This is a genomic window from Bradyrhizobium sp. Ken51 (assembly GCF_055807435.1).
Genome location: NZ_JBVVPB010000023.1, coordinates 58755 through 81369 on the forward strand (window position 1 = coordinate 58755; position 22615 = coordinate 81369).

General features: G+C 65.4%; 22 protein-coding genes and 1 tRNA gene. 8 read left to right on the forward strand and 15 right to left on the reverse strand.

Features of this window, described 5'->3' with window-relative positions:
• Positions 1-108 precede the first annotated feature (108 nt).
• On the reverse strand, positions 109-2184 hold the full coding sequence (locus AC0L27_RS30075; protein WP_473321379.1) for a methyl-accepting chemotaxis protein: 2076 nt from the start codon (positions 2182-2184) through the stop codon (positions 109-111).
• A gap of 242 nt (positions 2185-2426) precedes the next feature.
• Here AC0L27_RS30075 and AC0L27_RS30080 point away from each other — a divergent pair, with 242 nt between their 5' ends.
• Positions 2427-3722, forward strand: a complete 1296-nt coding sequence (locus AC0L27_RS30080; protein WP_275168419.1) for a hemolysin family protein — start codon at positions 2427-2429, stop codon at positions 3720-3722.
• Between the two features lie 221 nt (positions 3723-3943).
• Here AC0L27_RS30080 and AC0L27_RS30085 read toward each other — a convergent pair whose 3' ends face one another.
• From AC0L27_RS30085 to AC0L27_RS30095, 3 genes are all read right to left on the reverse strand, one after another.
• Entirely contained in the window at positions 3944-4186 is a 243-nt protein-coding gene (locus AC0L27_RS30085) for a PilZ domain-containing protein (protein WP_027565868.1), read from the reverse strand.
• Positions 4187-4286: 100 nt separating this feature from the next.
• On the reverse strand, positions 4287-5996 hold the full coding sequence (locus tag AC0L27_RS30090) for an FMN-binding glutamate synthase family protein (RefSeq protein ID WP_354064007.1): 1710 nt from the start codon (positions 5994-5996) through the stop codon (positions 4287-4289).
• A gap of 222 nt (positions 5997-6218) precedes the next feature.
• Positions 6219-6992 (reverse strand): ferredoxin--NADP reductase, encoded by a 774-nt coding sequence (locus tag AC0L27_RS30095; RefSeq protein ID WP_354064005.1) that lies wholly within the window; start codon positions 6990-6992, stop codon positions 6219-6221.
• Positions 6993-7392: 400 nt separating this feature from the next.
• Here AC0L27_RS30095 and AC0L27_RS30100 point away from each other — a divergent pair, with 400 nt between their 5' ends.
• Positions 7393-8196, forward strand: a complete 804-nt coding sequence (locus AC0L27_RS30100; protein ID WP_354206177.1) for an ATP-grasp domain-containing protein — start codon at positions 7393-7395, stop codon at positions 8194-8196.
• A gap of 21 nt (positions 8197-8217) precedes the next feature.
• Here AC0L27_RS30100 and AC0L27_RS30105 read toward each other — a convergent pair whose 3' ends face one another.
• The 8 genes from AC0L27_RS30105 to AC0L27_RS30140 all read right to left on the reverse strand — a co-directional run bounded on the left by AC0L27_RS30105 (position 8218) and on the right by AC0L27_RS30140 (position 16949).
• Positions 8218-9066 carry an amidohydrolase family protein gene (locus tag AC0L27_RS30105; RefSeq protein ID WP_354206175.1) on the reverse strand — a complete coding sequence of 283 codons (849 nt, stop codon included), beginning with the start codon at positions 9064-9066 and terminating at the stop codon, positions 8218-8220.
• A 3-nt stretch (positions 9067-9069) separates the two neighbouring features.
• On the reverse strand, positions 9070-10047 hold the full coding sequence (locus tag AC0L27_RS30110) for an aldo/keto reductase (protein ID WP_354206173.1): 978 nt from the start codon (positions 10045-10047) through the stop codon (positions 9070-9072).
• Positions 10048-10151: 104 nt separating this feature from the next.
• On the reverse strand, positions 10152-11084 hold the full coding sequence (locus AC0L27_RS30115; protein ID WP_275168425.1) for a sugar-binding protein: 933 nt from the start codon (positions 11082-11084) through the stop codon (positions 10152-10154).
• 94 nt (positions 11085-11178) lie between these two features.
• Positions 11179-12261: an ABC transporter permease gene (locus tag AC0L27_RS30120; RefSeq protein WP_354206170.1), complete on the reverse strand. Its 1083-nt coding sequence runs from the start codon at positions 12259-12261 to the stop codon at positions 11179-11181.
• Complete coding sequence (locus tag AC0L27_RS30125) at positions 12261-13019, reverse strand: ATP-binding cassette domain-containing protein (protein ID WP_007597833.1); 759 nt, start codon at positions 13017-13019, stop codon at positions 12261-12263. The genes AC0L27_RS30120 and AC0L27_RS30125 overlap by 1 nt, the downstream gene beginning before the upstream one ends.
• 12 nt (positions 13020-13031) lie before the next feature.
• Positions 13032-14354, reverse strand: a complete 1323-nt coding sequence (xylA, locus tag AC0L27_RS30130) for a xylose isomerase (RefSeq protein WP_354206168.1) — start codon at positions 14352-14354, stop codon at positions 13032-13034.
• The gene (xylB, locus tag AC0L27_RS30135; RefSeq protein ID WP_354206166.1) at positions 14355-15809 is read right to left on the reverse strand and encodes a xylulokinase; all 1455 of its coding nucleotides are present in this window, start codon (positions 15807-15809) and stop codon (positions 14355-14357) included. It abuts the gene before it with no gap.
• An 81-nt stretch (positions 15810-15890) separates the two neighbouring features.
• Positions 15891-16949: a LacI family DNA-binding transcriptional regulator gene (locus AC0L27_RS30140; RefSeq protein ID WP_354206164.1), complete on the reverse strand. Its 1059-nt coding sequence runs from the start codon at positions 16947-16949 to the stop codon at positions 15891-15893.
• Between the two features lie 112 nt (positions 16950-17061).
• Here AC0L27_RS30140 and AC0L27_RS30145 point away from each other — a divergent pair, with 112 nt between their 5' ends.
• Entirely contained in the window at positions 17062-17589 is a 528-nt protein-coding gene (locus AC0L27_RS30145) for a DUF1003 domain-containing protein (RefSeq protein ID WP_354206162.1), read from the forward strand.
• Position 17590: 1 nt separating this feature from the next.
• Here AC0L27_RS30145 and AC0L27_RS30150 read toward each other — a convergent pair whose 3' ends face one another.
• Together AC0L27_RS30150 and AC0L27_RS30155 are read right to left on the reverse strand one after the other, a co-directional pair.
• Positions 17591-18058 carry a GNAT family N-acetyltransferase gene (locus tag AC0L27_RS30150; RefSeq protein ID WP_354206160.1) on the reverse strand — a complete coding sequence of 156 codons (468 nt, stop codon included), beginning with the start codon at positions 18056-18058 and terminating at the stop codon, positions 17591-17593.
• 9 nt (positions 18059-18067) lie between these two features.
• Positions 18068-18649, reverse strand: a complete 582-nt coding sequence (locus AC0L27_RS30155) for a helix-turn-helix domain-containing protein (RefSeq protein WP_275168432.1) — start codon at positions 18647-18649, stop codon at positions 18068-18070.
• A 190-nt stretch (positions 18650-18839) separates the two neighbouring features.
• On the opposite strand from AC0L27_RS30155, the gene AC0L27_RS30160 reads away from it, so the two are divergent.
• Positions 18840-19832, forward strand: coding sequence for an alpha/beta fold hydrolase (locus tag AC0L27_RS30160; RefSeq protein WP_354206157.1), 993 nt, complete (start codon positions 18840-18842; stop codon positions 19830-19832).
• Between the two features lie 4 nt (positions 19833-19836).
• Here AC0L27_RS30160 and AC0L27_RS30165 read toward each other — a convergent pair.
• Positions 19837-19910 (reverse strand) — tRNA-Gly (locus AC0L27_RS30165).
• Between the two features lie 173 nt (positions 19911-20083).
• Between AC0L27_RS30165 and AC0L27_RS30170 the strand changes: the two genes are divergently transcribed.
• The 4 genes from AC0L27_RS30170 (at position 20084) to AC0L27_RS30185 (ending at position 22517) form a co-directional block, all read left to right on the forward strand.
• Complete coding sequence (locus AC0L27_RS30170) at positions 20084-20662, forward strand: methylated-DNA--[protein]-cysteine S-methyltransferase (protein WP_354254580.1); 579 nt, start codon at positions 20084-20086, stop codon at positions 20660-20662.
• A 9-nt stretch (positions 20663-20671) separates the two neighbouring features.
• A complete protein-coding gene (locus AC0L27_RS30175; RefSeq protein ID WP_354206153.1) occupies positions 20672-21511 on the forward strand; it encodes a helix-turn-helix transcriptional regulator in 840 nt (279 codons plus the stop codon).
• Positions 21512-21567: 56 nt separating this feature from the next.
• On the forward strand, positions 21568-21927 hold the full coding sequence (locus AC0L27_RS30180; protein WP_354206151.1) for a VOC family protein: 360 nt from the start codon (positions 21568-21570) through the stop codon (positions 21925-21927).
• Positions 21928-22115: 188 nt separating this feature from the next.
• Positions 22116-22517 carry an SRPBCC family protein gene (locus AC0L27_RS30185; protein ID WP_354063975.1) on the forward strand — a complete coding sequence of 134 codons (402 nt, stop codon included), beginning with the start codon at positions 22116-22118 and terminating at the stop codon, positions 22515-22517.
• Positions 22518-22615 lie beyond the last annotated feature (98 nt).

A 22615-nucleotide genomic window follows, 5' to 3' on the forward strand; every position in this document is an offset into this window, starting at 1 on the left:
CAAACATCAGCGAGCAGCGCTTGCGTGGGATCACCACTTCACGGGGAGGCTGCGACATCCCCGGTGGTGCAAGCCTAGGTGAAGCCGCTTACCTTCACAATGACCTTCTTAGGCGGCCCGGATCGCGTCCAGGAATTTCCCGACCTCGATCTTGAGACGGCTGCTCTCGCCGGACAGCGACTTCGCGGACGCGAGCACGGTGGAGGAGGCCGATCCGGTCTGGCTCGCGCCGCGCTGCACGTCGACGATGCTGGCGGAGACCTGTTGGGTGCCGCGTGCCGCCTGCTGCACGTTGCGGGAAATCTCCCGCGTCGCCGCGCCCTGCTCCTCGACCGCGGAGGCGATCGCCGATGCGATCTCCGACATGCGGGTGATCGTGTCGCCGATCGACTTGATGGCGCCGACCGAATCCTCGGTCGCGCTCTGGATACCCGTGATCTGCTGACTGATCTCGCCGGTCGCCTTGGCGGTCTGCTCGGCGAGCGCCTTGACCTCGGAGGCGACCACGGCGAAGCCGCGCCCGGCCTCGCCGGCGCGCGCCGCCTCGATCGTTGCATTGAGCGCCAGAAGGTTGGTCTGGCCCGCGATCTGGCTGATGAGCTCGACCACGTCGCCGATCCGGCCGGCAGCCTTGGCGAGCTCGCCGACATAGTCGTTGGTCCGCGCTGCCTGCTGCACCGCTTCGCTGGCCACGCGCGCGGAGTCCTGGACCTGCCGGCCGATCTCGTCGACCGAGGACGCCATTTCCTCCGCGGCCGCGGCAACGGTCTGCACGTTGCTGGAGGCCTGCTCGGAGGCGGCCGCGACGGTCGCGGTGACCTTTTCCGATTGATCGGCGGTGCTGGTCAGCGTTCCCGCCGACACTTCGAGCTCCGACGATGCGGACGAGACGGTGTTGATGACGTCGCCGATCAACGCTTCGAAATCGCGCGCGATCTGGTCCATGCGCTGGCTGCGCTGGAGCTTCGCCTCGGCTTCGACCGCGGCGGCCTCGTCGGCGGCCTTCTTGGCGGAGAGCGAGTCCTTGAAGTGCTGGAGCGAGCCCGCCACCTGGCTGATCTCGTCGTTGCGGCGGGTCACGGGAATCTCGACCTCGTGCTGTCCGGCGGCAAGCGTTGCGATCACGTCCGCGAGCCGGCCCAACGGCGTCACCACGCGCCGGCGCAGCATCATGGTTACGCCACCGAGCGTCCCCAGCAGCGCCAGCACCGCCACGCCCGCGAGCGCGAACATCGCCAGCGCGCCGTCGCGCGCGGCCGAGGCACGCTCGGCCGCTTCGGCCAGCGCGGCATCGCGCACGCCGTAGAACATCTGGATGGCGGGTACGATGACGCTCGCCAACTCTTCGGCGTTGATGCCGTACTTGCCGTCGCCACGTGCCGCAGGCATTTCCTTGTCCACGACGAGCGCTGCCTTTCCGAAATAGGAATCCGTCGCCGCCTTCAGCGCGCTGGCGATGCGGGGCGGGCTTCCGAGCTGGTCGATGCCGGCCTCGATGCGCTCGCGGTCGGCCTCGACGCGCCCCTGCATACGATCCATCAGCGAGAATTCGGTCGCCGTGAGCGGTCGGCGTGCGCTCAGCGCCGGCGACAGCGTGGCGGCGCGGCTGCCGGCCGAGACGCGCAGATCCTGCGCCGTTCGCGCCAGGCCCAACAGCGCCGCAAGCGAGGAATCGGCATTGATGACCTTCGCTTCGAGCCGGTTCATGATCGGCTCGATATTGCCGATGACCTCGGCAACGCCCGGAAGGAAGCCCTTGATCGCAGCGCTGTCCCGTGTCGCCAGCGGAACGCTCATCGCGCGATCTGCCGCCGTGGTGATATCCCTGAGCCGCCGCGCGGTACGGTCCAGTTTTTCGATCATCGCTCCGGAATCATCCAGCACCATGATGGCGCGCCTTGCCCCCTCGAATGCGGCATCGGCCGCTTTCGCGGCCTTCGCGGCGCCTTCGATCTGGGCCTGCGTCGCAGGGTTCTCCTGGAAAATCGGGGAGATGTAGGGGGCACGAAGGCTAGCAATCTGCTGACTGACCATCAGGGTCGCACCAAAGGCGTCGACCGTCTTGATCGCATCGGAGCGGTTCGCGAAGATGCGCGCCTGGGGTATGAGCACCTCGGCGCCAAGGATGACTGCAAACACCGTCACCGTCAGCATCGACACCGCAAAGAGCTTCCCGATCCGCATCTGATCCCCCGAATACATTCCTGCAAATGCCGAAAACCTAGCCGGTTGCCGCTAAGAGCCCGTTAAGCAACGGCATGCCCGTAGTTCCGCGGGGTATTGGGCTTCGAGCACCTTCCGGGACGGCGTCGCCGAGGTTCCCTCGCGGTCCCCGATGCGACAGAATCATCGGCATTTCTTCCTCGAATACCTATATCAATGCCTGTGCCGCCATCCGCGCCACACTCCCTTACCTCGGAACATCAATGCTCTCGGCCGAACTCGCTATCGTCGTCGTCCTGATCGTCATCAACGGCTTGCTGTCCATGTCCGAGCTGGCCGTGGTCTCGTCACGTCCGGCGCGGCTGTCGATGCTCGCCGCCAAGGGCGTCCGCGGCGCCGAGCGGGCGCTGACGCTCGCGGCCGATCCCGGCAAATTCCTCTCGACGGTGCAGATCGGGATCACGCTGGTCGGCGTCCTCTCCGGCGCGTTCTCGGGCGCGACGCTCGGACAGCGGCTGACGCAATGGCTGCTCGAACTCGGCCTGTCCGCAGGAATTGCCGACATCGTCGGCGTGGGCCTGGTTGTCACACTCATCACCTACGCCACCCTGATCGTCGGCGAGCTGGTGCCCAAGCAGGTGGCGCTGCGCGACCCCGAGAGCATCGCGGTCAGGGTTGCACCCGCGATGCACGTGCTTGCGAAGGTCTCGCTGCCGCTGGTCTTCCTGCTCGATCTCTCCGGCAAGCTGATCCTCACGTTGCTCGGCCATGGCGGCAAGTCCGAAGAGAAGGTGTCGGAAGACGAGATCCATCATCTCGTCAGCGAAGCCGAAAGCGCGGGCGTGCTCGAGTCAGGTGAGAAGGAGATGATCGCGGGCGTGATGCGGCTCGGCGACCGGCCGGTCGGCGCGATCATGACGCCGCGCACGGAGGTCAACGAGATCGACCTGAACGATACGCCGGAGAGCATTCAAGCGACCATCGCCAAGAGTCCGCATTCACGCTTTCCGGTGTCCGACGGCGACCGTGACAAGCCGATTGGCGTGCTCCAGGCCAAGGACCTGCTGGTCGCCTTCATGAACGAGCGCACGCCGGATTTGCGCGTGCTGGTTCGCGAGGCGCCTGGCATTCCCGCCTCAGCCGATGCCCGGGACGTGCTGGCGATCCTCAAGGCTGCGCCGGTGCATGTCGGCCTCGTCTACGACGAATACGGCGCCTTCGAAGGCATCGTGACGACGGCTGACATTCTGGAATCGATCGTCGGCGCCTTCCATTCCGAGGAAGGCCCGCCGGAACCGGCCTACGTCAAGCGCGCGGACGATTCGCTGCTGGTCTCGGGCTGGATGCCGGTCGACGAATTCGGCGAGCTGCTCGGCATCGAACTGCCGCCGCACCGCTACAACACGGTCGCCGGCCTGGTGCTGCAACAGTTCAACGTGCTGCCCGGTGTCGGCGACGCCTTCGACTTCGGCGGCTGGCACATCGAGGTGGTCGATCTCGACGGGCGGAGGATCGACAAGATTCTCGCGAGCCGGCGGAGCGAAGTAGAGACGGGGTGAGCGAGCGGCGACGTGAGGTGGTGCTGAACTCTCCACGTGTCGTCCCGGCCTAGTGCGCAATTGCGCACGGGGGCCGGGACCCATACCGCGTGATTTATCGATTGCTGAAGGTAGAAGTACAGAACGACCAATCTTCGCCGAACCGCTCGCTGTGGTTATGGGTCCCGGCCCGCGTGCGCAATTGCGCACCGGGACGACAGTTGAGATTGCCGACCCAGCCCTCACCCGAACCTCACCCCGATCCGCTTTTCCTTGCGCCAGATCACGGTGCAGGCGAGATGTTTTCCATCGGCTTGGACGAAAAGGCTGAAATGGTCGGGGATGCCGACGGGACTGCTGACGTCGAGCGCGGCGCCGGTATCGGACAGGTTGCGGATGGTGCAGTCGATCGCGCCGCCGCCGCCGAACTCGATCGTTCCGGCCTTCAGCACCCGATGCCTTGCCTTGTCGCGCCGCTCGTCCATGGGGACAATCTACACCCAAAGTTGAACCAGGCGTTAAACGCAGCCCACATCGCGATGCCTTTACGCGCGGGGCCTGCGGCTTTGCCAGTGGACCGGCGCCCTACAGCGCCGGCTGGAACGTCTCCGTCCGCGCCATACGCCAGGCATCGCGGAAGCGCGGGTCTTCGGTGCCTTCGAGCAGCTCGCCCGGACGCAGCGACGGATAGAGCTGCGCGAAAGATTTCACGTCCGTCGTCGAGGTGCGTTGGGAGAAGTGGATCGGGCGCAGCTGCTGCGGATGTTCGAGACCGGCCGCGGCGATCAGCTCGGTCAGCGAGTGCAGCGTGGCAAGGTGATAATTGTGCACGCGGTCGATCTTGAGCGGTACGTAAAGCGCGCGCGCCCGCGTCGGGTCCTGGGTCGCGACGCCGGTCGGGCAGCGGTCGGTGTGGCAGCTCAGCGACTGGATACAGCCGAGCGAGAACATGAAGCCGCGTGCCGAATTGCAGTAGTCCGCGCCGATCGACATGGCGCGTGCCATGTCGAACGCGGTCGCGATCTTGCCGGAGGCGCCGATCTTGATGCGATCGCGCGCGTTGATGCCGATCAGCGCGTTGTGGACGAAACTGACGCCCTCCCGCATCGGCATGCCCAGATGGTCCATGAACTCCAACGGCGCGGCGCCGGTGCCGCCCTCGTTGCCGTCGACGACGATGAAGTCGGGATAGATGCCGGTCTCGATCATCGCCTTGCAGATCGCCAAAAATTCCCAGGGATGGCCGATGCACAGCTTGAAGCCGGTCGGCTTGCCGCCGGAGAGCTTTCGCATCTCGCCGATGAACTGCATCATGCCAACAGGCGTCGAGAAGGCGCGATGCGAGGCCGGCGAGATGCAATCCTCGCCCATGGCGACCCCGCGGATCTTGGAAATCTCCTCCGAGACTTTTGCCGCCGGCAGCACGCCGCCATGACCGGGCTTGGCGCCCTGACTGATCTTGAGCTCGACCATCTTGATCTGGTCCTGGCTCGCGACGCGCGCGAAGGCTTCGGGATCGAAGGCGCCGTCGAGATGACGGCAGCCGAAATAGCCCGAGCCGATCTCCCAGATGATGTCGCCACCCATCTCCGCGTGATAGGGGCTGAAGCCGCCCTCGCCGGTGTCGTGCGCGAAGCCGCCCTTCTTGGCGCCGGCATTCAGCGCGCGCACGGCGTTCGGGCTGAGCGCGCCAAAACTCATCGCGGAAATGTTGAACACCGAAGCCGAATACGGCTTGGCGCAATCGGGGCCGCCGATGGTGACGCGGAATTTCTCCTCGGCGTGCGTCTTCGGCGAGACCGAGTGATGCATCCACTCATAACCCTGGCGGTAGACGTCCTCCTGGGTGCCGAACGGACGCTTGTCGAGCTGCATCTTGGCGCGCTGATAGACCACCGCACGGATGTCGCGCGAGAACGGCATGCCGTCCTTCTCGCTCTCGAAGAAGTACTGCCGCATCTCCGGGCGAATCTCTTCGAGCAAAAAACGGATATGCGCCGAGATCGGGTAGTTGCGCAGAACGGCGTGGCCCTTCTGCATGAGGTCGCGGACGCCCAGCAGCGTCAACGCGCCGAAGATCAGGATCGGGATCAGCAGGATGTCGAAGATCTTGCGGTCGGCGATGCCGATGCCGATCAGCAGCGCGGTGACAACCGCGCAGATCGTCAGGACGATGAACCGTGGGGAGAATGGCAGCAGCAGGGTTTCCATGATCCCCTCTTCCGCCAGCGGCAGTCGTTTGGGCGAAACGTTGGGCGATTCCTGCGTCTTATGCTCGTCGGCCACGATTCCCATCCTCTCGCCAGCATGAGGCGGTACGATACGCCCGCGCCTGTCATACGGATATGACGCGGCGGTTGTTTCACGCTAGCGAATTCGGCGGGGATAAATCAATCAGCCCGATGGGCGGGCTTTTGCAGTGCAGCAGAGGCTGGGCCGACGACCACACTCACCGCGGTCATCCCGGCCCCCGTGCGCAATTGCGCACTAGGCCGGAACGACCAGAGAACGCGGCGATTACCGCTCGACGAACGCCTTTTCGATCACGAAATGGCCGGGCTTGTTGCCGGAGCCCTCGACGAAGTCGCGGCCTTCGAACATCAGTTTCAGCTCTTCGAGCATCCCCGGGCTGCCGCACATCATGATGCGGTCGGTCGCGATGTCGAGTGGACCCTGGCCGATGTCGTTGAAGATCTGCTCGGAGCTGATGAGGTCGGTGATGCGGCCGCGGTTCTTGAACGGCTCGCGGGTCACGGTCGGGTAGTAGATGAGCTTGTCCGCGAGCAACTCCCCGAACAGTTCGTCCTCGCGAAGACCGGCGACGAGCTTCTCGCCATAGGCGAGCTCGGAGACCTGACGGCAGCCATGCACCAGCACGATGCTGTCGAACTGGTCGTAGACCTCGGGGTCCTTGATCAGGCTGGCGAAGGGCGCCAGGCCCGTGCCGGTCGAGAGCAGCATCAGCCGCTTGCCGGGAATGAGATTGTCGGTGATCAGCGTGCCGGTCGCCTTGCGGCCGACCAGGATGGTGTCGCCTTCCTTGATCTTCTGGAGACGCGACGTCAGCGGGCCGTCCTGAACCTTGATCGAGAAGAACTCGAGCTCTTCCTCGTGATTGGCGCTCGCCATGCTGTAGGCGCGGAGCAGCGGGCGGCCCTCAACCTCAAGGCCGATCATCGCGAACTGGCCGTTCTGGAAGCGGAAGCCGGAATCGCGGGTGGCGCGAAAGCTGAACAGGGTGTCGGTCCAGTGCTGGACGGAAAGAACCTTCTCTCGGTAAAACGCGCTCATGATTTTCGATATTCCGAATAATTGCGGTTTTAGGGCAAAAGCGTTGCCCGGCCCCTGGAAGCGGAGCGGACACCATTGCCATGGCGGAGGATTTCGCGTGTGTGATCTACGCCATTGAGACCAATAATCAACCTCGTTCCGGATGCAATTGATGCCGGTCAAACCGGCATTTGCGGCGGAAATGGTCACATCATTAATGGATCTGCTGTCCGGCGCATGCGGAGGGCAATTTCTTTTCCCTCGGGAGTTCGAATACAGCACTTAATTTCCGTGGCGCTCGCGAGAATTTCATTAAGAATAGCTCTGATTTCTCGCCGGTCTGGCGCCGTTTCCCGCATTTTTGCGGCTTTTGGCGCCAAGATCAACCGAAACTGGCGACTGCGACTGGCGACTTAGACACATGGCGAGCGGCGAGCGGATCTTCGTCCAGGCGATCAAGCGCTATTGCGCGAAGCATGGCATCGCGCTCGATGTCCGCGCCGATGGCTGGCTGCTCGCGATGCGCCGGGGCGAGCAGCGCCTCTTCGCGTTCGGCTACGACGTCGGCCTCAACAGCGCCATCGCGCACCGCCTGGCCAACGACAAATCGGCCACCGCCGAGGTGCTCGCCCTCGAGGGCGTGCCCTGCATTCCCCATCGCCTGTTCCTCAATCCCAAGTTGGGCGAGAAGGTTGTCGGCGTCGCCTGGCGAGAGGCAATGCTGGCGCTGCTTCACGACAATCCGCAAGGCGTGGTGGTGAAGCCGAACGAGGGGACGTCGGGACGATCCGTCTTCAGGGTAACGACGGAAACAGAGCTCGATCGTGCGGTTGGCGAAGCCTTTTCGATGAGCGCCGGACTCGTGATCTCGCCTTATGTCGTGATCGAGGACGAAGTTCGCGTGGTACTGCTCGATGACGTGCCACTCGTCGTCTACAGCAAGCAGCGTGGCTCGGATTGGCGGCACAATCTCGATGCGGGTGCAAAGCCCGTGCTGATACAGGACGGCGATCTTCGCACAGCCTGCGCAAAGCTCGCCATCGATGCCGCCAATGCCATCGGCATCACCTTCGCCTCGATCGACCTCGTGCACGTTGACGGCATCTGGCGCGTGCTCGAGATCAACTCCGGCGTGATGATGGAGACGCTGGCGAAGCTGCATCCGCAACTGGTGCAGACGACGTACGATGCGGCGCTGGATCGGGTGTTTGGCGACGAACACTGAGTGACACGCGCGCTGGCGGCTTCAACTCACCGCCAGCCGATACGCAGCCTTCGCATTCACGCCGAACGCCTTGTCCCGCACCTGCGGCCCGAGCTTCATCAGGCAGGCCTCAAGCGCATTCTTGATCTCCCCATAGCTCCCCGCGAGCAAACATACCGGCCAATCCGAGCCGAAGATCAGGCGATCCTCGCCAAAGCATGTCGCGGCGTGCGCGACGAACGGAAACAGCAGTTCCGCATCCCAGTCGCTCCACACCGCTTCCGTCGCCAGCCCCGAGACCTTGCACCAGACATTGCCGCACGCCGCGAGAGCCGCGATGCGCTCGGACCATTCGTCGCTTCCACCGTCGGCGATCGGCGGCTTGGCGGCGTGGTCAAGCACGAAGCGCGCCTGCGGGAAGGCTTGTGCTGTTGCGATCGCGGCCGGCAGCTCGCGGGCGCGGACCAGGAAATCGTAGGCGAGATCGTGCGCGAACACGGCCGTGAGGCCGCGCTGGACGTCCTCGCGCAACAACCACTCCGGGTCGGCCTCGTCATGGACCTGGTGGCGGATGCCGACCAGCTTGTCGCCGCCGGGCGAAGCACGCAACTGCTCCAGCGTTTCGCCAAGTGCAGCATCAGTCAGATCAACCCAGCCGACGACGCCGATCACCGAGGGCGTCGCATGCGCGATCCGCAAGAATTCCTCGGTCTCCGCGAGCTCCGAGCGGCACTGCACCAGGATGCTCGCATCGATGCCGTTCGCGCTCAAAAGCGGCGCGAGATCGGCCGGACCGAAGGCACGCCGGATCGGCGTGAGCTCGGGCGCGTCCATCCAGGGATAGTCGGCGCGCGCGGGATCCCAGAAATGCTGATGTCCGTCGATGATCATGCCTTACGCTCCGCCCGGTAATGGCGCGCGGGCGTCGACGAATTTTCGCGCACGCAGCTCCTGCCAGAACGCCGCGGGCACCGCCGTCTCCGACATCGCGATGTTATCGGCAACTTCCGCGGCGTTGCGCGCGCCCATCACCGCGACCGTGACTGCCGGATGGGCCATGCAGAACTGCAGCGCGGCGGCTTTCAGCTCGGTGCCGTGCTTGCGGCAGAGTTCGTCGAGCGCGAGCGCGCGGGCGACGAGTGCCGCATCGGCGTCCTGATAGTTGAACTTCGCGCCCGTGTGCGGATTGGCCAGGATGCCACTGTTGTAGATGCCGCCGAGCAGGATGCCGATGTTCTTGGAGGCGCAGAGAGGGAACAGCGCATCCAGCGCGCCCTGGTCGAGCAGCGTGTAGCGGCCGGCGAGCAGGAAGCAGTCGACCGGAACGGCCTCTGCAAACCGGACCAGCATTTCCGACTGGTTCATGCCGGCACCGACCGCCTGGACGGTGCCCTCAGTGCGCAGGCGCTGGAGCGCGTGGAAGGCGCCGGCGACGGCGTCGTCGTAATGATCGTCGGGATCATGCACGAGCAGGACATCGACGCGGTCGAGCCCAAGCCGCACCAGACTTTCCTCCACCGATCGCATCACGCCGTCATAACTGAAATCGAACACCGGCCGCTCGCGCGACGTACCCTTGTAATGCTCGTCCTCCACGGCAGTGCCATCGGGCGCGCGCAGCAGACGGCCGACCTTGGTCGAGATGGCATAGGAGTCACGGGGCTGTCGCCGCAGGAATGCGCCAAGGCGTCGCTCCGCGAGACCAAAGCCGTAGAGCGGCGCGGTGTCGAAGAAGCGGATTCCGAGCGACCAGGCGCGGGCGATGGTCGCTTCCGCATCGGCATCGCTGACGGGGGAGAACAAGCCGCCGAGCGGGGCGGAACCGAGGCCGAGTGAGGTGACATCGAGAGAGCCGAGCCGCGACCTTTTCATTCCCATTGCCTCAACAGTCTTCCCCAACAGCCAAAATCATCTCTCCCGCTTGCGAAAAGCGCAAGCGGGAGAGGCACGCGAGGAGCGCGGGGCTGGCGACGCTCCTACTTCAACATCTGCGCAACGTTGTCCTTGGTCACGAGATCGAGGCCGGTATAAACGATCTCCGGCACCTTCTCGCCTTTCTTGATGGCGAGCAGCGTGTCCATCGCCTTCTCGCCCATCTCGAACGGACGCTGGCCGACCAGCGCATTGGCGTAGCCGTCGCGCAACAGCTCGAGCTGCATTTTCAGCGTATCGGCGACGACAAGCGTGAACTTGCCGGAATCGATATCCTTCTTGTACCTGGACGCGAAGGCCTTGAAGCCTTCGGGGGCGAACATCGGCCAGCCGCCGATGGGAACGATCGCGGCGAGATCTGGCGTCGCGGTGCGCATGTCAGTCATCTGCTGAACCGCCAGCGCGGGATCGTCGTTGCAGAACGTCGGAGAGCCCGCGACCTCGGTCCATTTCGAACCCTTCAGCGCCTCGCGAACGCCGTCGACGCGTTCGGCGAGGTTCTTGGCGCCGGGACCACCCGAGACCATGGCGTATTTGCCGCCATCGGGCCGCAGCTTCAGGAGCTGCTTGCCGAGGGCGACGCCGAACTCCTTGTTGTTGGTTCCGATATAGGCGATGCGCTTGGCGCCCGGTGCATCGGCGTCGAAGGTGATGACGGGGATGCCGGCCGCGGTCGCCGCGTCGATCGACTTGGTCATCGCCGCGACGTCGGCAACCGAAATGGCGAGGCCGTCGACCTTCTGGGTGACGAAGTCCTGGATGATCTGGGCCTGCGTCGCCGGCTCGTGCTCGACCGGCCCCTTGTAGATGCACTCGATATTGCCGAGCTCCTTGGCACGCTTCAGGCAGCCGTCTCGCGCGAAGTCGAAGAACGGATTGTTCATCGCCTTGGGCACGATCACGAACCGGTAGTTTGCGGCAAACGCCGGCGTAGCCATCATCGCGACGGCGATTCCGGCAAGAACAAATTTCCTCATCGTCTCCTCCACCCTTCTTTAGCGCCTGTCCTCTTGAGATCGTCCGGGAAGCGGACAGGCGGCATTTTCGTTGCCGTCCCGGAACGACGTCGTTTCAGATCATCCGCGAGCGGATGCGGTCGACCAATACGGCCAGGATGATGATCACGCCCACCAGCGTCTGCTGCCAGTAGGAGCTGACCTGAGCGAGCACGAGACCGTTGCGGATCACCTCGAGCAGCACGCAGCCGACGATGGCGCCGAGCGGACCGCCGATGCCGCCGGCGAGATTGGCACCGCCGATGACGGCCGCAGCGATCACGTTGAGCTCGTAGGACGTCGCCATGTTGGCCGGCGCCGACCCAAGCCAGCCCGAGATGATGATGCCCTGGAGGCCTGCGGCGAGCGCGCAGATCACATAGACCTCGATCTTCACCCGCACGACCGGGATGCCGGTGAGTTCGGCCGCCTTCTCGTTGCCGCCGAGCGCGAACACGTGACGGCCGAACGAGCTGTGGTGCAGCACCACGGCCATCGCCAGCGCGAGGACGATCAGATAAATGAATGGCACGGGCACGCCGAGCACGTCGCCCGAGGTAAGCGCGTAGAAATAACCGGCATCCGGCCCGCCCGGAAAGCTGCCGCGTCCGTTGGAGACGACATAGCCCATCCCGCGCACGATCGAGAGCATGCCGAGCGTGGTGACGAACGGCGACAGGCCGAGCACCGCGATACAGAAGCCGTTGACGAGGCCGGCGAGCAGCGCGACGCCGAGGCCGGCGAGCAGCGAGACCAGCAGGATCAGGCCGGGGACATTGGCGAGCACGGTCTTGCCGTCGGCCGCCATGTGCACGAACAGGGAGCCCGCGGGCGAGCCGGGCGCCGACAGCTCGGTCATCACCATCGAGGTGACCATGGCGGAGAAGCACATCATCGAGCCGACCGACAGATCGATGCCGCCGGTGATGATCACGAAGGTGACGCCGAGGGTGGCAATGGCGATGAAGGAGAAATTCTTCGCCACATTCTGCATGTTGCCTTCTGTGAAGAAGTACGGGCTGGCGAAATGCATGACCACCAGCAGCACCGCCAGCGCGAGCAGGACATAGCCGGTCTGGGACGCAAAGATGCCGCGCTGCCACCATCTGATCTTGCCGACATTCGAGAAGGTGATCGGGGATTCCATGGGCATGGCCATCACGCCGCCTCCTTCGCGCCGGTGATCAGGGCGGTGACTTCCTCGGGGGAGGTCTGGTGGATGGGCTTGTCGGCCCGCTTTTCGCCGCGGCGCATGACGATGACGCGATCGCACACCGCGAACACGTCGGGCATGCGGTGCGAGATCAGCATCACGGCAACGCCCTGCTCCTTCAGCCGGTGGATCAGGCCGAGCACCTGCTCGACCTGGCGGACCGAGATCGCGGCCGTGGGTTCGTCCATCATGACCAGCTTGGCGTTGGAGAGTCGCGTCCGCGCGATCGCAACCGCCTGGCGCTGGCCGCCCGACATCTGCTTGACGAGATCGTCGGGGCGCGTCTCCGAGCGCAGCTCGCCGAACAGCTCCAGTGCACGCGCGGCCATCGCCTTGTGGTCGAGCAACGCGAACGGCCCGATTCTGCGCTTCAGCTCGCGGCCTAGAAAGACGTTGGCTGCTGCGGTGAGATTGTCGGCGAGCGCAAGGTCCTGATAGACCACCTCGATGCCGACGCCGCGGGCATCGACGGGCCGGTTGAAATGAACCGCGCTGCCGGCGAAGCGGATTTCGCCGTGGCTGGGGCGGAAATTGCCGGCGATGATCTTGACCAGCGTCGACTTGCCCGCACCGTTGTCGCCCATCAGGCCGACGACCTCGCCGGGGAGGACTTGCATGTCGACATCATGCAGCGCGCGGATCGCGCCGAACTCCTTGCCGATGCCGGTCAGCTCGAGGACCGGTGTCGCTTGTGCATTTGTCATCAGCGGCCTTCCTCAGACGTAGCGGTTGACGAGGGATTCCAGATATTCTTGCCGGCCCGAGCGCGGCTGCGGGTCAAAGCCTGGGCCATGCGCGCGGTCGGCAAGTTCGGCGAGCGAGCGCTGGCCGCCGAGAATGGCGCTGCCCTCGGGCCCCGCCCATCCCTCGTAGCGTTTCGCAAGCGGCACAGTGAGCGCGCCGGAATCGAGCATGTCTGCGGCGGCAAGCAACGCGCGCGCGCAGGCATCCATCGAGCCGACATGGGCGTGGATCAGATCGTCGGGATCGATCGACTGGCGGCGGATTTTGGCGTCGAAATTCAGCCCTCCGGAGGTGAAGCCGCCGCGGCTCAGGAGCTCGTGGAACACCAGGGCAAGCTCGGGCACGTTCATCGCGAACTGGTCGGTGTCCCAGCCAAGCAGATCATCGCCGCGGTTGATGTCGAGCGAGCCGAACACGCCCAACGCCTCCGCGAGCGCAACCTCGTGATGGAAGGAGTGGCCGGCGAGGATGGCATGGTTCTGCTCGATGTTGAGCTTGACGTCCTTCAGCAGGTCGTAGCGCGCGAGGAAGCCGTAGCAGGTGGCGACGTCGAAATCATATTGGTGCTTGGTCGGCTCCTTCGGCTTCGGCTCGATCAGGATCGGCCCCTTGAAGCCGATCTTGTGCTTGTGCTCGACGACGAGCGAGACGAAGCGGCCGAGCTGGTCGAGCTCGCGCTCGATATCGGTGTTGAGCAGCGTCTCGTAGCCCTCGCGCCCGCCCCACAGCACGTAGTTCTGACCGCCGAGACGGTGCGTCACTTCCAGCGCGGCGCGGACCTGGCCGGCGGCATAGGTGAATATCTCGGGGTCCGGATTGGTGGCCGCGCCCGCCATGTAGCGGCGATGCGTGAACAGATTGGCGGTGCCCCAGAGCAGGCGCACTTTGCTGGAGGCCATCTTCGCTTCGAACAGATCGGCGATGGCATTGAGGTTGGCGACGGATTCGCCAAGCGAGTTGCCTTCCGGCGCCGCATCGACGTCGTGGAAGGTGAAGAAGGGCACGTCGAGCAGGCGAAACAGCTCGAAGGCGACGTCGGCCTTGGCGCGCGCCTGCGCCATCGCATCGGCGCCGTGGTGCCAGGGCCTTAGGAACGTCTCGCCGCCAAAGGGATCGCCGCCGGGCCAGCACAACGAATGCCAATAGCAGACCGCAAAGCGCAGATGGTCCTCCATCCTGCGGCCATGAACGAGGCGGTCCTTGTCGTACCAGCGGAAGGCGGGCGCGTTGCCCGCATCCTTGCCGGCGAAGGCGACAGGTACGCTTGTATCGAAGAATTTCGCTGACGCATTCACTTAGGCACACTCCTTCAACGCAGGATAAAGCTCGCGCCAGCGGCGATAGGCCTCGTCATAGGCCGCGCTGACCGATGCGCGAGGCGTAAAGCTCGCGAGCCGCCGGGGACGGGTGCAAACCGCAGCCGCGTCTTCGCCGGTGGCGGCGAGCCGGCCGAGCCTGGCGGCGCCGAGTGCCGCCCCGACCTCGCCCTCCTCGACGCGGTGGACGGGAATGCCGAGCACATCGGCGCAGATCTGCGCCCACAGCGGCGAGCGCGAGCCGCCGCCGACGAGATCGACCTCGGCAAGCGGTCCGCTGGCCGCGCTCAGCGCCGCCAGATTGTCGCGCGCGGCGAATGCGACGCCTTCGAGCACGGCCTGAACGATCTGGGAGCGCCCGGTCGCACCGCGCAGGCCAACGAAGGCACCGCTGGCAGCGGCATCGTTGTGCGGCGTGCGCTCGCCGTCGAGATAAGGCAGGAACTTGACCGGGCTCGGTCCATCGACGCGCTCGCCGAGCGGCGCCAGCAGCGCTGCGGCCGGAACCTCCATCACGCCCGCGAGCCAGGCCAGCGACGCCGCAGCCGACAGCATCACGCCCATCTGGTGCCAGCGGCCGGGCAGTGCGTGACAGAACGTATGGACCGCCGAGGCCGGCGCTGGTGCGAACCGATCGGTGACGCGAAACACCACGCCGGATGTGCCAAGCGACAGGAAGGCATCGCCCGGCGCGATGGCGCCGAGCCCGATCGCGCTCGCGGCGTTATCGCCGGCGCCGCCGGCGACTACGACATTCTTTGCCATGCCCCAGCGTTGCGCGTAGTCCGGCGCGAGCGTCGCGCTGACCTCGCTGCCCTCGACAAGGCGTGGCATGTGATGGAGATCGAGCCCGGTGGCATGCAGCAGCAGGGCCGACCAGCGGCGCAGACCGACGTCGAGCCACAGCGTGCCGGCCGCGTCCGACATGTCCTCGATCATCTCGCCGGTCAGGCGATAGCGGACATAGGCCTTCGGCAGCAGCACCTTTGCGACGCGCGCGAAGATCTTTGGTTCGTGCCTGGCGACCCAGAGCAGCTTCGGCGCGGTGAAGCCGGGCATTGCCAGATTGCCGGCGATCGTGTGCAGCGATGGGCAGCGCCGCTCCAGCGCGACGCATTCGGCGTGCGAGCGGCCGTCGTTCCAGAGGATCGCGGGACGCAGCGTACGTCCATCCTCGTCCAGCAGCGTCGCGCCATGCATCTGGCCGGATAGTCCGATGCCCCGCACCCGCGCGACCTCGCGCGGATGGCGGGCGGCAAGATCGTCGACCGCGCCGACCGCCGCATCGACCCAGCCATCGGGATCCTGCTCGGACCACAGCGGCGCGGGATGCGACAGCGCAAGCTCGCGCGCCGCCGTCGCGACAACCGCGCCGGCTTCGCTCACGAGCACCGCTTTCACACCTGATGTGCCGATGTCGATACCGAGATACACGCCATCCTCCCTTTCGCCTGTTGCGGTGTGCGAACTCAAGTCGCCTTATCCGCACCGGGTCGTTTTGAATTCCACCTGCCGCTAAGGCAGATTGTCCCGCATCACGATGTCGATCCTGATCTTCTCCTGTTCGCGCAAGATCGGCTCGCCACGGGCGAGCGCGAGCAGCACGCGCACGGCGGCCCGCGCTTCGTGTCCGGGGTTCTGCGAGATCGCGGCATGCATCACGCCCTGCAGCAGCAGCCGGCGCGTCAGCGCGGTGACGTCGTGTCCGACGAACACCACCTGCCTGTCGCGGCCGTCATCGCTCAACGCCTTTTCATTCAACGCGTTGGCGACGCCTTGCGTGCCGGCACCGACATTATAAAGACCCACAATGTCGGCATGCCTGCCCAGCAGCCGCGCCAACAATTGTTCCGAACGCGCGTCCTCGTCCCGTCCTTCGAGCACCGGCAGCACGCTGAGGCCGGGGAATTCCGACGCCATCACCTGGTTGAAGCCAAAAATGCGCTCGGCATGGTCGCGCAGGCCCTGCGAGCCCGCGACGATCGCGACCTTGCCGGACTTTTGTCCGACCAGCCGCCCGACCAGCGCGCCTGCGGTGCGCCCCGCGGCAATGTTGTCGATGCCGACATAATGGTGCCGTCGCGACGACGGTACGTCCGAGACCAGCGTCACGACACTGGTGCCGGCATCGACGAGATCGTCGATCGCGGCGCGGACGCCGGGATGGTCCAGCGCCACCACGGCGACGCCGTCGTAATCGTCAGAGAGCCCTTCCAGGGAAGCCGCGAGCACGGACGGATCGAACACGTCGGTTGCGACGGTCTCGACGCCGAGGCGGCGGGACGACAGCCAGCCCGACATCTCGCCGAGATAATCCTGGATCTGCTGCATGAACGGGTTCGGCCCCGACGGCATCACGAAGGCGAAACGGCGGGCGCGGCCGCGGGCGAGCTCGGCGGCGGCCACATGCGGCTGGAACGAATTGCGCTCGATCGCCTCTTTGACGCGCCGGACCGTATCCGGCCGCACGCCCGGACGATTGTGCAGGACGCGGTCCACCGTCGCGAGGCTGACGCCGGCCTGGCGGGCGATGTCCTTCAGCGTCAGCGCGGTCGTGGTGAGCGTATCGGCCATGACTGAAGGCTAGCAGAGGTGTTTTGAGGTACGCAACTCATTTCGAGGGACGGCACGCATTTTCCCGCAGCCGAACCTAGGAACAGCCTCTTCCGTCCGCCGTTGCTGCCGCGTGCATAATGATATCACCCATGATCCCGGCGAGGGATTGAGCCCGACGCTCGAGCGCAACATCCAGGCCCTGGTCGAGCGCCGCCGCCGGGAGCAGCGCGCGTCCAGAGGTCAGGAAAAGGTTGCCGATGCGATCACGGCGTTCACCGGCAGCATGGCGTTCGTCTACCTCCATGTCGCGGTGTTCGGCTTCTGGATCATCGCCAATCTGCATTGGCTGGCGGGAATCCCGGCTTGGGACGAGAGCTTCGTGGTGCTGGCGATGATTGCTTCGGTCGAGGCGATCTTCCTGTCGACTTTCGTGCTGATCTCGCAGAACCGCATGAGCGCAGCAGCGGACAAGCGCGCCGATCTCGATCTCCAGATCAGCCTTCTCGCCGAGCACGAATTGACCAAGGTCGCCCGCCTCCTCACGCAAATCGCCGAGCGGCTCGACGTCCAGCCCGATTCGAAGCGCGATCTGGAGGAGGCAAGCCGGGACATCGCACCCGAGCGCGTGCTCGACAGGATCGAGGAGACGCGCTCCTGAGCTAACGGCTCGCCGACAGATCCAGGGTCAGGAACAGGCTGTTGGGATCCTCGACATAGCCCTGGAACGGGCCGCACAGGACAAAGCCATGCGCCTGGTAGAGCGCGAGCGCCGGCTTGAAATAGTCCCACGAGCCCGTCTCGAGGCTGAGCCGCACCATGCCGCGCGCGCGGGCTGCCGTGATGATGTGGCGGAGCATCTCGCCGCCAAAGCCGCGCCGCCGCGTGGTCTGGAGCGTATGCATCGACTTCACCTCGCCATGCTCAGCTGACAGCGACTTCAGCGCACCGACAGCCACCAGCGTCTCGCCGTCCCAGCCGGTCCAGAACGCGATGTCGGGCGCGCGCAGCCCGGAGAGATCGAGTGCATGGGCGCTGCCCGGCGCGGTCTGTGCTCGCGCCGCCGCAACGTGATGGTCGAGCAGCGCGATGACGCGGGGATCAAAGGTGTCGCCGGTGCGGATCTGCATCGTCAGGGCTCACATCTTGCCGTAGGACGCGCCGCGGCGCGTGATGATGACGTAGCGCGCGTCCTGTCTGGTCTCGTTCTCGAAGATCACCGCGCGCATTACGTCGAAGTCGAGGCAGTCGCCCTCGCGCAGGCGAACTGCCTTGGCGTCGATATGCACGGCGATCGCGCCCTCCAGCATCAGCAGTTGCTGCGTGAAGGCGTTGCGCCCCCAGGGGCTGTACGGCACCCGCGCACCGGCCGGCAAATCGACGACGATGATCTCGATGCCGCTCGCCGCGTCCGTCGGCGAGGCGTGCCGACGGCGATAGCCGCTGTCGGGATCGCGCCAGTGCGGCTGGTCGGCGAGCCGCACCAGCCGCTCCGGCGGCTTTTCGGCCAACGCGACGACGTCGCTGAGCGACACGTCGAGCGCGGCGCAAAGTTTTCCGAGCAGCGCAGCCGTCGCACTGCTCTGCGCCCGCTCCACTCGCCCGATCATGGCCCGGCTGACGCCGGACCGCGTGGCAAGCTCATTCAGCGTCATGCCGGCCTGCGTCCGCAGCGTCTTCAAGCGACGACCGATCGCGCGATCGAGCTTCTGCTGGTCCATTTTCTTTGCAGATCCTGGGCTCTGATCCGAACATTGCCCGACACGAGGACCGCACCCCATCAGGGCCGCGAGAAGCTTAAGCTGGGCGATGCGTGTGTGCCGGAAGCGAAGGGCTAATATATTAGAAATTTTGCGGAGCCTATAGGGCCGACTAGGATAGATCCAACGACGATGACCGGGAGGCGGCGACATGGGCGAACCGACGCAGCGGACGATCAAGGCCAACGGCATCAGCCTCAACGTCGCCGAGCAGGGCAAGGGGCCGATGGTGCTGCTCTGCCACGGCTTTCCGGAAGGTTGGTACTCCTGGCGTCACCAACTCGAGGCGCTGGCGGCGGCCGGTTTCCACGCTGTCGCCCCTGACATGCGCGGCTACGGCAAGAGCGACCGGCCCGAAGCGATCGACCAGTACACGATCCTCCACATGGTCGGCGACCTCGTCGGCGTGCTCGACGCTTTCGGGGCGAAGGACGCCGTCATCGTCGGGCACGACTGGGGCGCGACGATCGCCTGGCACACGGCGCGCCTGCGGCCCGATCGCTTCCACGCCGCCGCCATTCTCAGCGTGCCCTATCGACCGCGCGGTCCGGTGCCGCCGACGAGTGTGATGCCGCAGACGGCGGATGCGCAGTTCTATCAACTGTATTTCCAGGAGCCGGGTGTCGCCGAAGCAGAATTCGAAAGGGATCCGCGCGCAACGCTCGGCGCGATGCTCTATGGCGGTTCCGGCGAGGGCGCGGCGGTGATCCGCGCCAATGCCGGGCGTCAAGGGCGGAGCGCCGGTGTCGGCATGGTCTCTCGCAAGGACGGCTTGCTACCGAAAATGCAGGTGCCGCTGCCGCCGTGGCTGAGCAGCGCGGATCTCGACTATTACGGTGCCGAATTTGCCCGTAGCGGGTTTCGCGGACCGCTCAACTACTATCGCAACATCGATCGCAACTGGGAGCTGATGGGCGCCTTCGAGGGCGTGAAGGTGGTCGTGCCCTCGCTCTTCATCGCCGGCGACCACGACATGGTCATGGCCTTCCCTGGCGCCGCCGAGCACGTTGCCAACATGAAGCAATGGGTGCCGCAACTGCGCGAGATCAAGATGCTGCCTGGGTGCGGACACTGGACGCAGCAGGAACGGCCGGCGGAGGTGAACGCGGCGATCGTGGAATTTCTGCGGAGCCTGCCGAACTAAAGGATGGAGCGGGCGAAGGGAATCGAACCCTCGTATGCAGCTTGGGAAGCTGCCGTTCTACCATTGAACTACGCCCGCGGATGCGCAGCCTGCGCCCGCTCTGATTAGCCGAGACGGCGCATCTCGCCAAGCGCTTTGGCGCAGCCCGCCCGACCCTTCTTAAGTTTCCGGTAAGATTTTGGGTGCGCGCCGGATTGTGGCGGTGTTATGATCGCCTGTCTGGGGAGACGTGCACTGAGTGGGGCGTGTGCATGGTGGGGCGTGGCTACGCGATATTCGACACGACCATAGGGCGTTGCGGCATCATCTGGAGCAGCACCGGCATCGTCGCCGTGCAATTGCCGGAGGCGCGGGAGATTGATACCCGCCGCCGGATTTTCCAGGTCCATCCCGAGGCGCGCGAACAGCGGCCGTCCGCGAATGCCGCGTTTGCGATCGAGGGCATCGTGGGCTTGCTGAAAGGCAGCGATGCTGATTTTTCCGAGGTCAGCCTGGACGCAAGCGGGGTGCCCGGCTTCAACCGGCGGGTCTATGAAGCGGCCTGCGCCATCCCGCGCGGGGAGACGCGCACTTATCACGAGATCGGCAAGACGCTGGGCGCCTCCGGCGCCGCGCATTCGGTGGCCCAGGCGATCGCGAAAAATCCCTACATGCTGATCGTGCCCTGCCACCGGGTGCTGGAGGCCGGCAATTACACCGACCGGCTTTCGCCCTATGGCGGGGTGATCTCCAAGCGGCGGCTGCTGTCGCTGGAGGGCGCCCATCCGATCGCCAGCAAGACGCTGTTCGACGTGCTGCTGCCCGTTGCCCCACCGAGACCCTCCACCTAGATAGGTGGCATGGACGCGACCACGCTGCTGACCACCCCCTCGATGACCGTCTCCGAGTTTCGCTGCGACGCGGGACCGGACGACAGCCCGTTTGCGGAATGCCGCACCGGCCATTCCATCGCCTATGTCCGCGCGGGCAGCTTTGGCTGTCATTGCCGCGCCGGGTTCTTCGATCTGGTGGCGGGCTCGATGCTGGTCGGCGCGCCAGGCGAGGAATACACCTGCACGCATGAGCATGTCGCCGGTGACGTCTGCTTGTCCTTTTTCCTCAGCGAGGATCTGGTCGACGCGCTCGGCGGCCGGCGCGACGTCTGGCAGGTCGGCGCGACGCCGCCGCTGCCCGAGCTGATGGTGCTGGGCGAACTCGCCCAGACGGCGGCAGATGGCAACAGCGACCTCGGTCTCGACGAAGTCGGTCAGATCCTCGCCGGCCGTTTCGTCGATGTCGTCTCGGGCAAGGCGCGCAAGCCGACGACGCCGACCGCGCGCGACCGCCGCCGCGCCGTGGAAGCCGCGCTGTGGATCGACGCCAATTCGCATGCCGAGGTCGACCTCGAACAGGCCGCGCGGCAGGCAGGGCTCAGCCCGTTCCATTTCCTGCGGCTGTTCTCCGCCGTGCTCGGCGTCACCCCGCATCAATATTTGCTGCGCTCGCGGCTGCGGCACGCGGCGCGGCTGCTTACCGACGATGACATCGCCGTCACCGACATCGCCTATGACGTCGGGTTCGGCGATCTCTCCAACTTCGTCCGCACCTTCCACCGCGCCGCCGGCGTGTCGCCTACCAAGTTCCGTCAGGCCTCGAAGGGCGAGCGCAAGATTCTCCAAGAACAGCTTGCCCTCAACTGACTAGGTTCGTCTCCGGCGCGCGCCGATTGCGGCGCGCTTTGGAAATGGAGACGACCATGTACGACCATATCGGATTGCGCGTAGCCGACCTCGACGCCGCCACGCGCTTCTACACCGCGGTGCTGGCGCCGCTCGGTTATGTCCTGTGCTCGAGCGGTGACGGTTATGCCGGCTTCGGGCCGAAGGGCGAACCCGGGCTATGGCTGCACCTCAACAAGGGACGCAAGGCCGATGGCGCCCATATCGCCTTTCGCGCCGGGGATCATGATTCGGTGAAGGCGTTCCACAGCGAGGGCTTGAAGAGCGGCGGCCGCGACAATGGCGGCGCCGGCCCGCGCAAGGATTACAGCCCGACTTACTACGCGGCATTCTTGATCGATCCCGATGGCAACAATGTCGAGGCGGTCTGCACGTGAGTACGGCAGCCCTCACCACACACATTGTCATGCCCCGGCTTGACCGGGGCATCCAGTACGCCGCAGCTTCTCGATTTCATCACAGCGGCCACTGGAATACTGGATCGCCCGATCAAGTCGGGCGATGACAGCTGAGATGACGGCGCTATCGCTCGCTTCTCTACACAGGACTCAACCAGGATTCAACAATGGCCTCCATCCACAACGACATTCCCCTCTCCGCCCCGGCGCGCGACGTCTGGGATGCGGTGCGCGATTTCGGCGCGCTGCATCGGCGGCTGGCGCCGGGCTTCGTCACGGCCTGCACGCTCGACGGCGACGCGCGCGTCGTCACCTTCGCCAACGGATCGGTGGCGCGCGAGATGCTGGTCGATTGCGACGATGCGCGGCAGCGGCTGGTCTACGCGATCAACAACGAGCGTCTGAAGCACTACAGCGCCTCGGTGCAGGTGATCGCGGAGGGCGAGGCGAGATGCCGCCTGGTCTGGATCATCGACATGCTGCCGAACGAGCTCGCGCCCTATGTGCAGGGACAGACCAAGGACGCCGTCGCCGCGATACACCGAGCGTTCCCGGCAGCTGCTGCGTGATCTTTCTCACAGAGCCCAGCCCTCGTCCGCAATAACCATGGCGGCGTGCGCCCGGTTGGCTCCGCTCTCCCGGCGGCGCCACGCACGCGAGGAGCAGG

Coding starts and splice junctions, on each gene's coding strand:
- AC0L27_RS30075 (WP_473321379.1), bottom strand. CDS start 2,184: ATGCGGATCGGGAAGCTCTTTGCGGTGTCGATGCTGACGGTGACGGTG.
- AC0L27_RS30080 (WP_275168419.1), top strand. CDS start 2,427: ATGCTCTCGGCCGAACTCGCTATCGTCGTCGTCCTGATCGTCATCAAC.
- AC0L27_RS30085 (WP_027565868.1), bottom strand. CDS start 4,186: ATGGACGAGCGGCGCGACAAGGCAAGGCATCGGGTGCTGAAGGCCGGA.
- AC0L27_RS30090 (WP_354064007.1), bottom strand. CDS start 5,996: ATGGGAATCGTGGCCGACGAGCATAAGACGCAGGAATCGCCCAACGTT.
- AC0L27_RS30095 (WP_354064005.1), bottom strand. CDS start 6,992: ATGAGCGCGTTTTACCGAGAGAAGGTTCTTTCCGTCCAGCACTGGACC.
- AC0L27_RS30100 (WP_354206177.1), top strand. CDS start 7,393: ATGGCGAGCGGCGAGCGGATCTTCGTCCAGGCGATCAAGCGCTATTGC.
- AC0L27_RS30105 (WP_354206175.1), bottom strand. CDS start 9,066: ATGATCATCGACGGACATCAGCATTTCTGGGATCCCGCGCGCGCCGAC.
- AC0L27_RS30110 (WP_354206173.1), bottom strand. CDS start 10,047: ATGAAAAGGTCGCGGCTCGGCTCTCTCGATGTCACCTCACTCGGCCTC.
- AC0L27_RS30115 (WP_275168425.1), bottom strand. CDS start 11,084: ATGAGGAAATTTGTTCTTGCCGGAATCGCCGTCGCGATGATGGCTACG.
- AC0L27_RS30120 (WP_354206170.1), bottom strand. CDS start 12,261: ATGGCCATGCCCATGGAATCCCCGATCACCTTCTCGAATGTCGGCAAG.
- AC0L27_RS30125 (WP_007597833.1), bottom strand. CDS start 13,019: ATGACAAATGCACAAGCGACACCGGTCCTCGAGCTGACCGGCATCGGC.
- AC0L27_RS30140 (WP_354206164.1), bottom strand. CDS start 16,949: ATGGCCGATACGCTCACCACGACCGCGCTGACGCTGAAGGACATCGCC.
- AC0L27_RS30150 (WP_354206160.1), bottom strand. CDS start 18,058: ATGCAGATCCGCACCGGCGACACCTTTGATCCCCGCGTCATCGCGCTG.
- AC0L27_RS30155 (WP_275168432.1), bottom strand. CDS start 18,649: ATGGACCAGCAGAAGCTCGATCGCGCGATCGGTCGTCGCTTGAAGACG.
- AC0L27_RS30160 (WP_354206157.1), top strand. CDS start 18,840: ATGGGCGAACCGACGCAGCGGACGATCAAGGCCAACGGCATCAGCCTC.
- AC0L27_RS30170 (WP_354254580.1), top strand. CDS start 20,084: ATGGTGGGGCGTGGCTACGCGATATTCGACACGACCATAGGGCGTTGC.
- AC0L27_RS30175 (WP_354206153.1), top strand. CDS start 20,672: ATGGACGCGACCACGCTGCTGACCACCCCCTCGATGACCGTCTCCGAG.
- AC0L27_RS30180 (WP_354206151.1), top strand. CDS start 21,568: ATGTACGACCATATCGGATTGCGCGTAGCCGACCTCGACGCCGCCACG.
- AC0L27_RS30185 (WP_354063975.1), top strand. CDS start 22,116: ATGGCCTCCATCCACAACGACATTCCCCTCTCCGCCCCGGCGCGCGAC.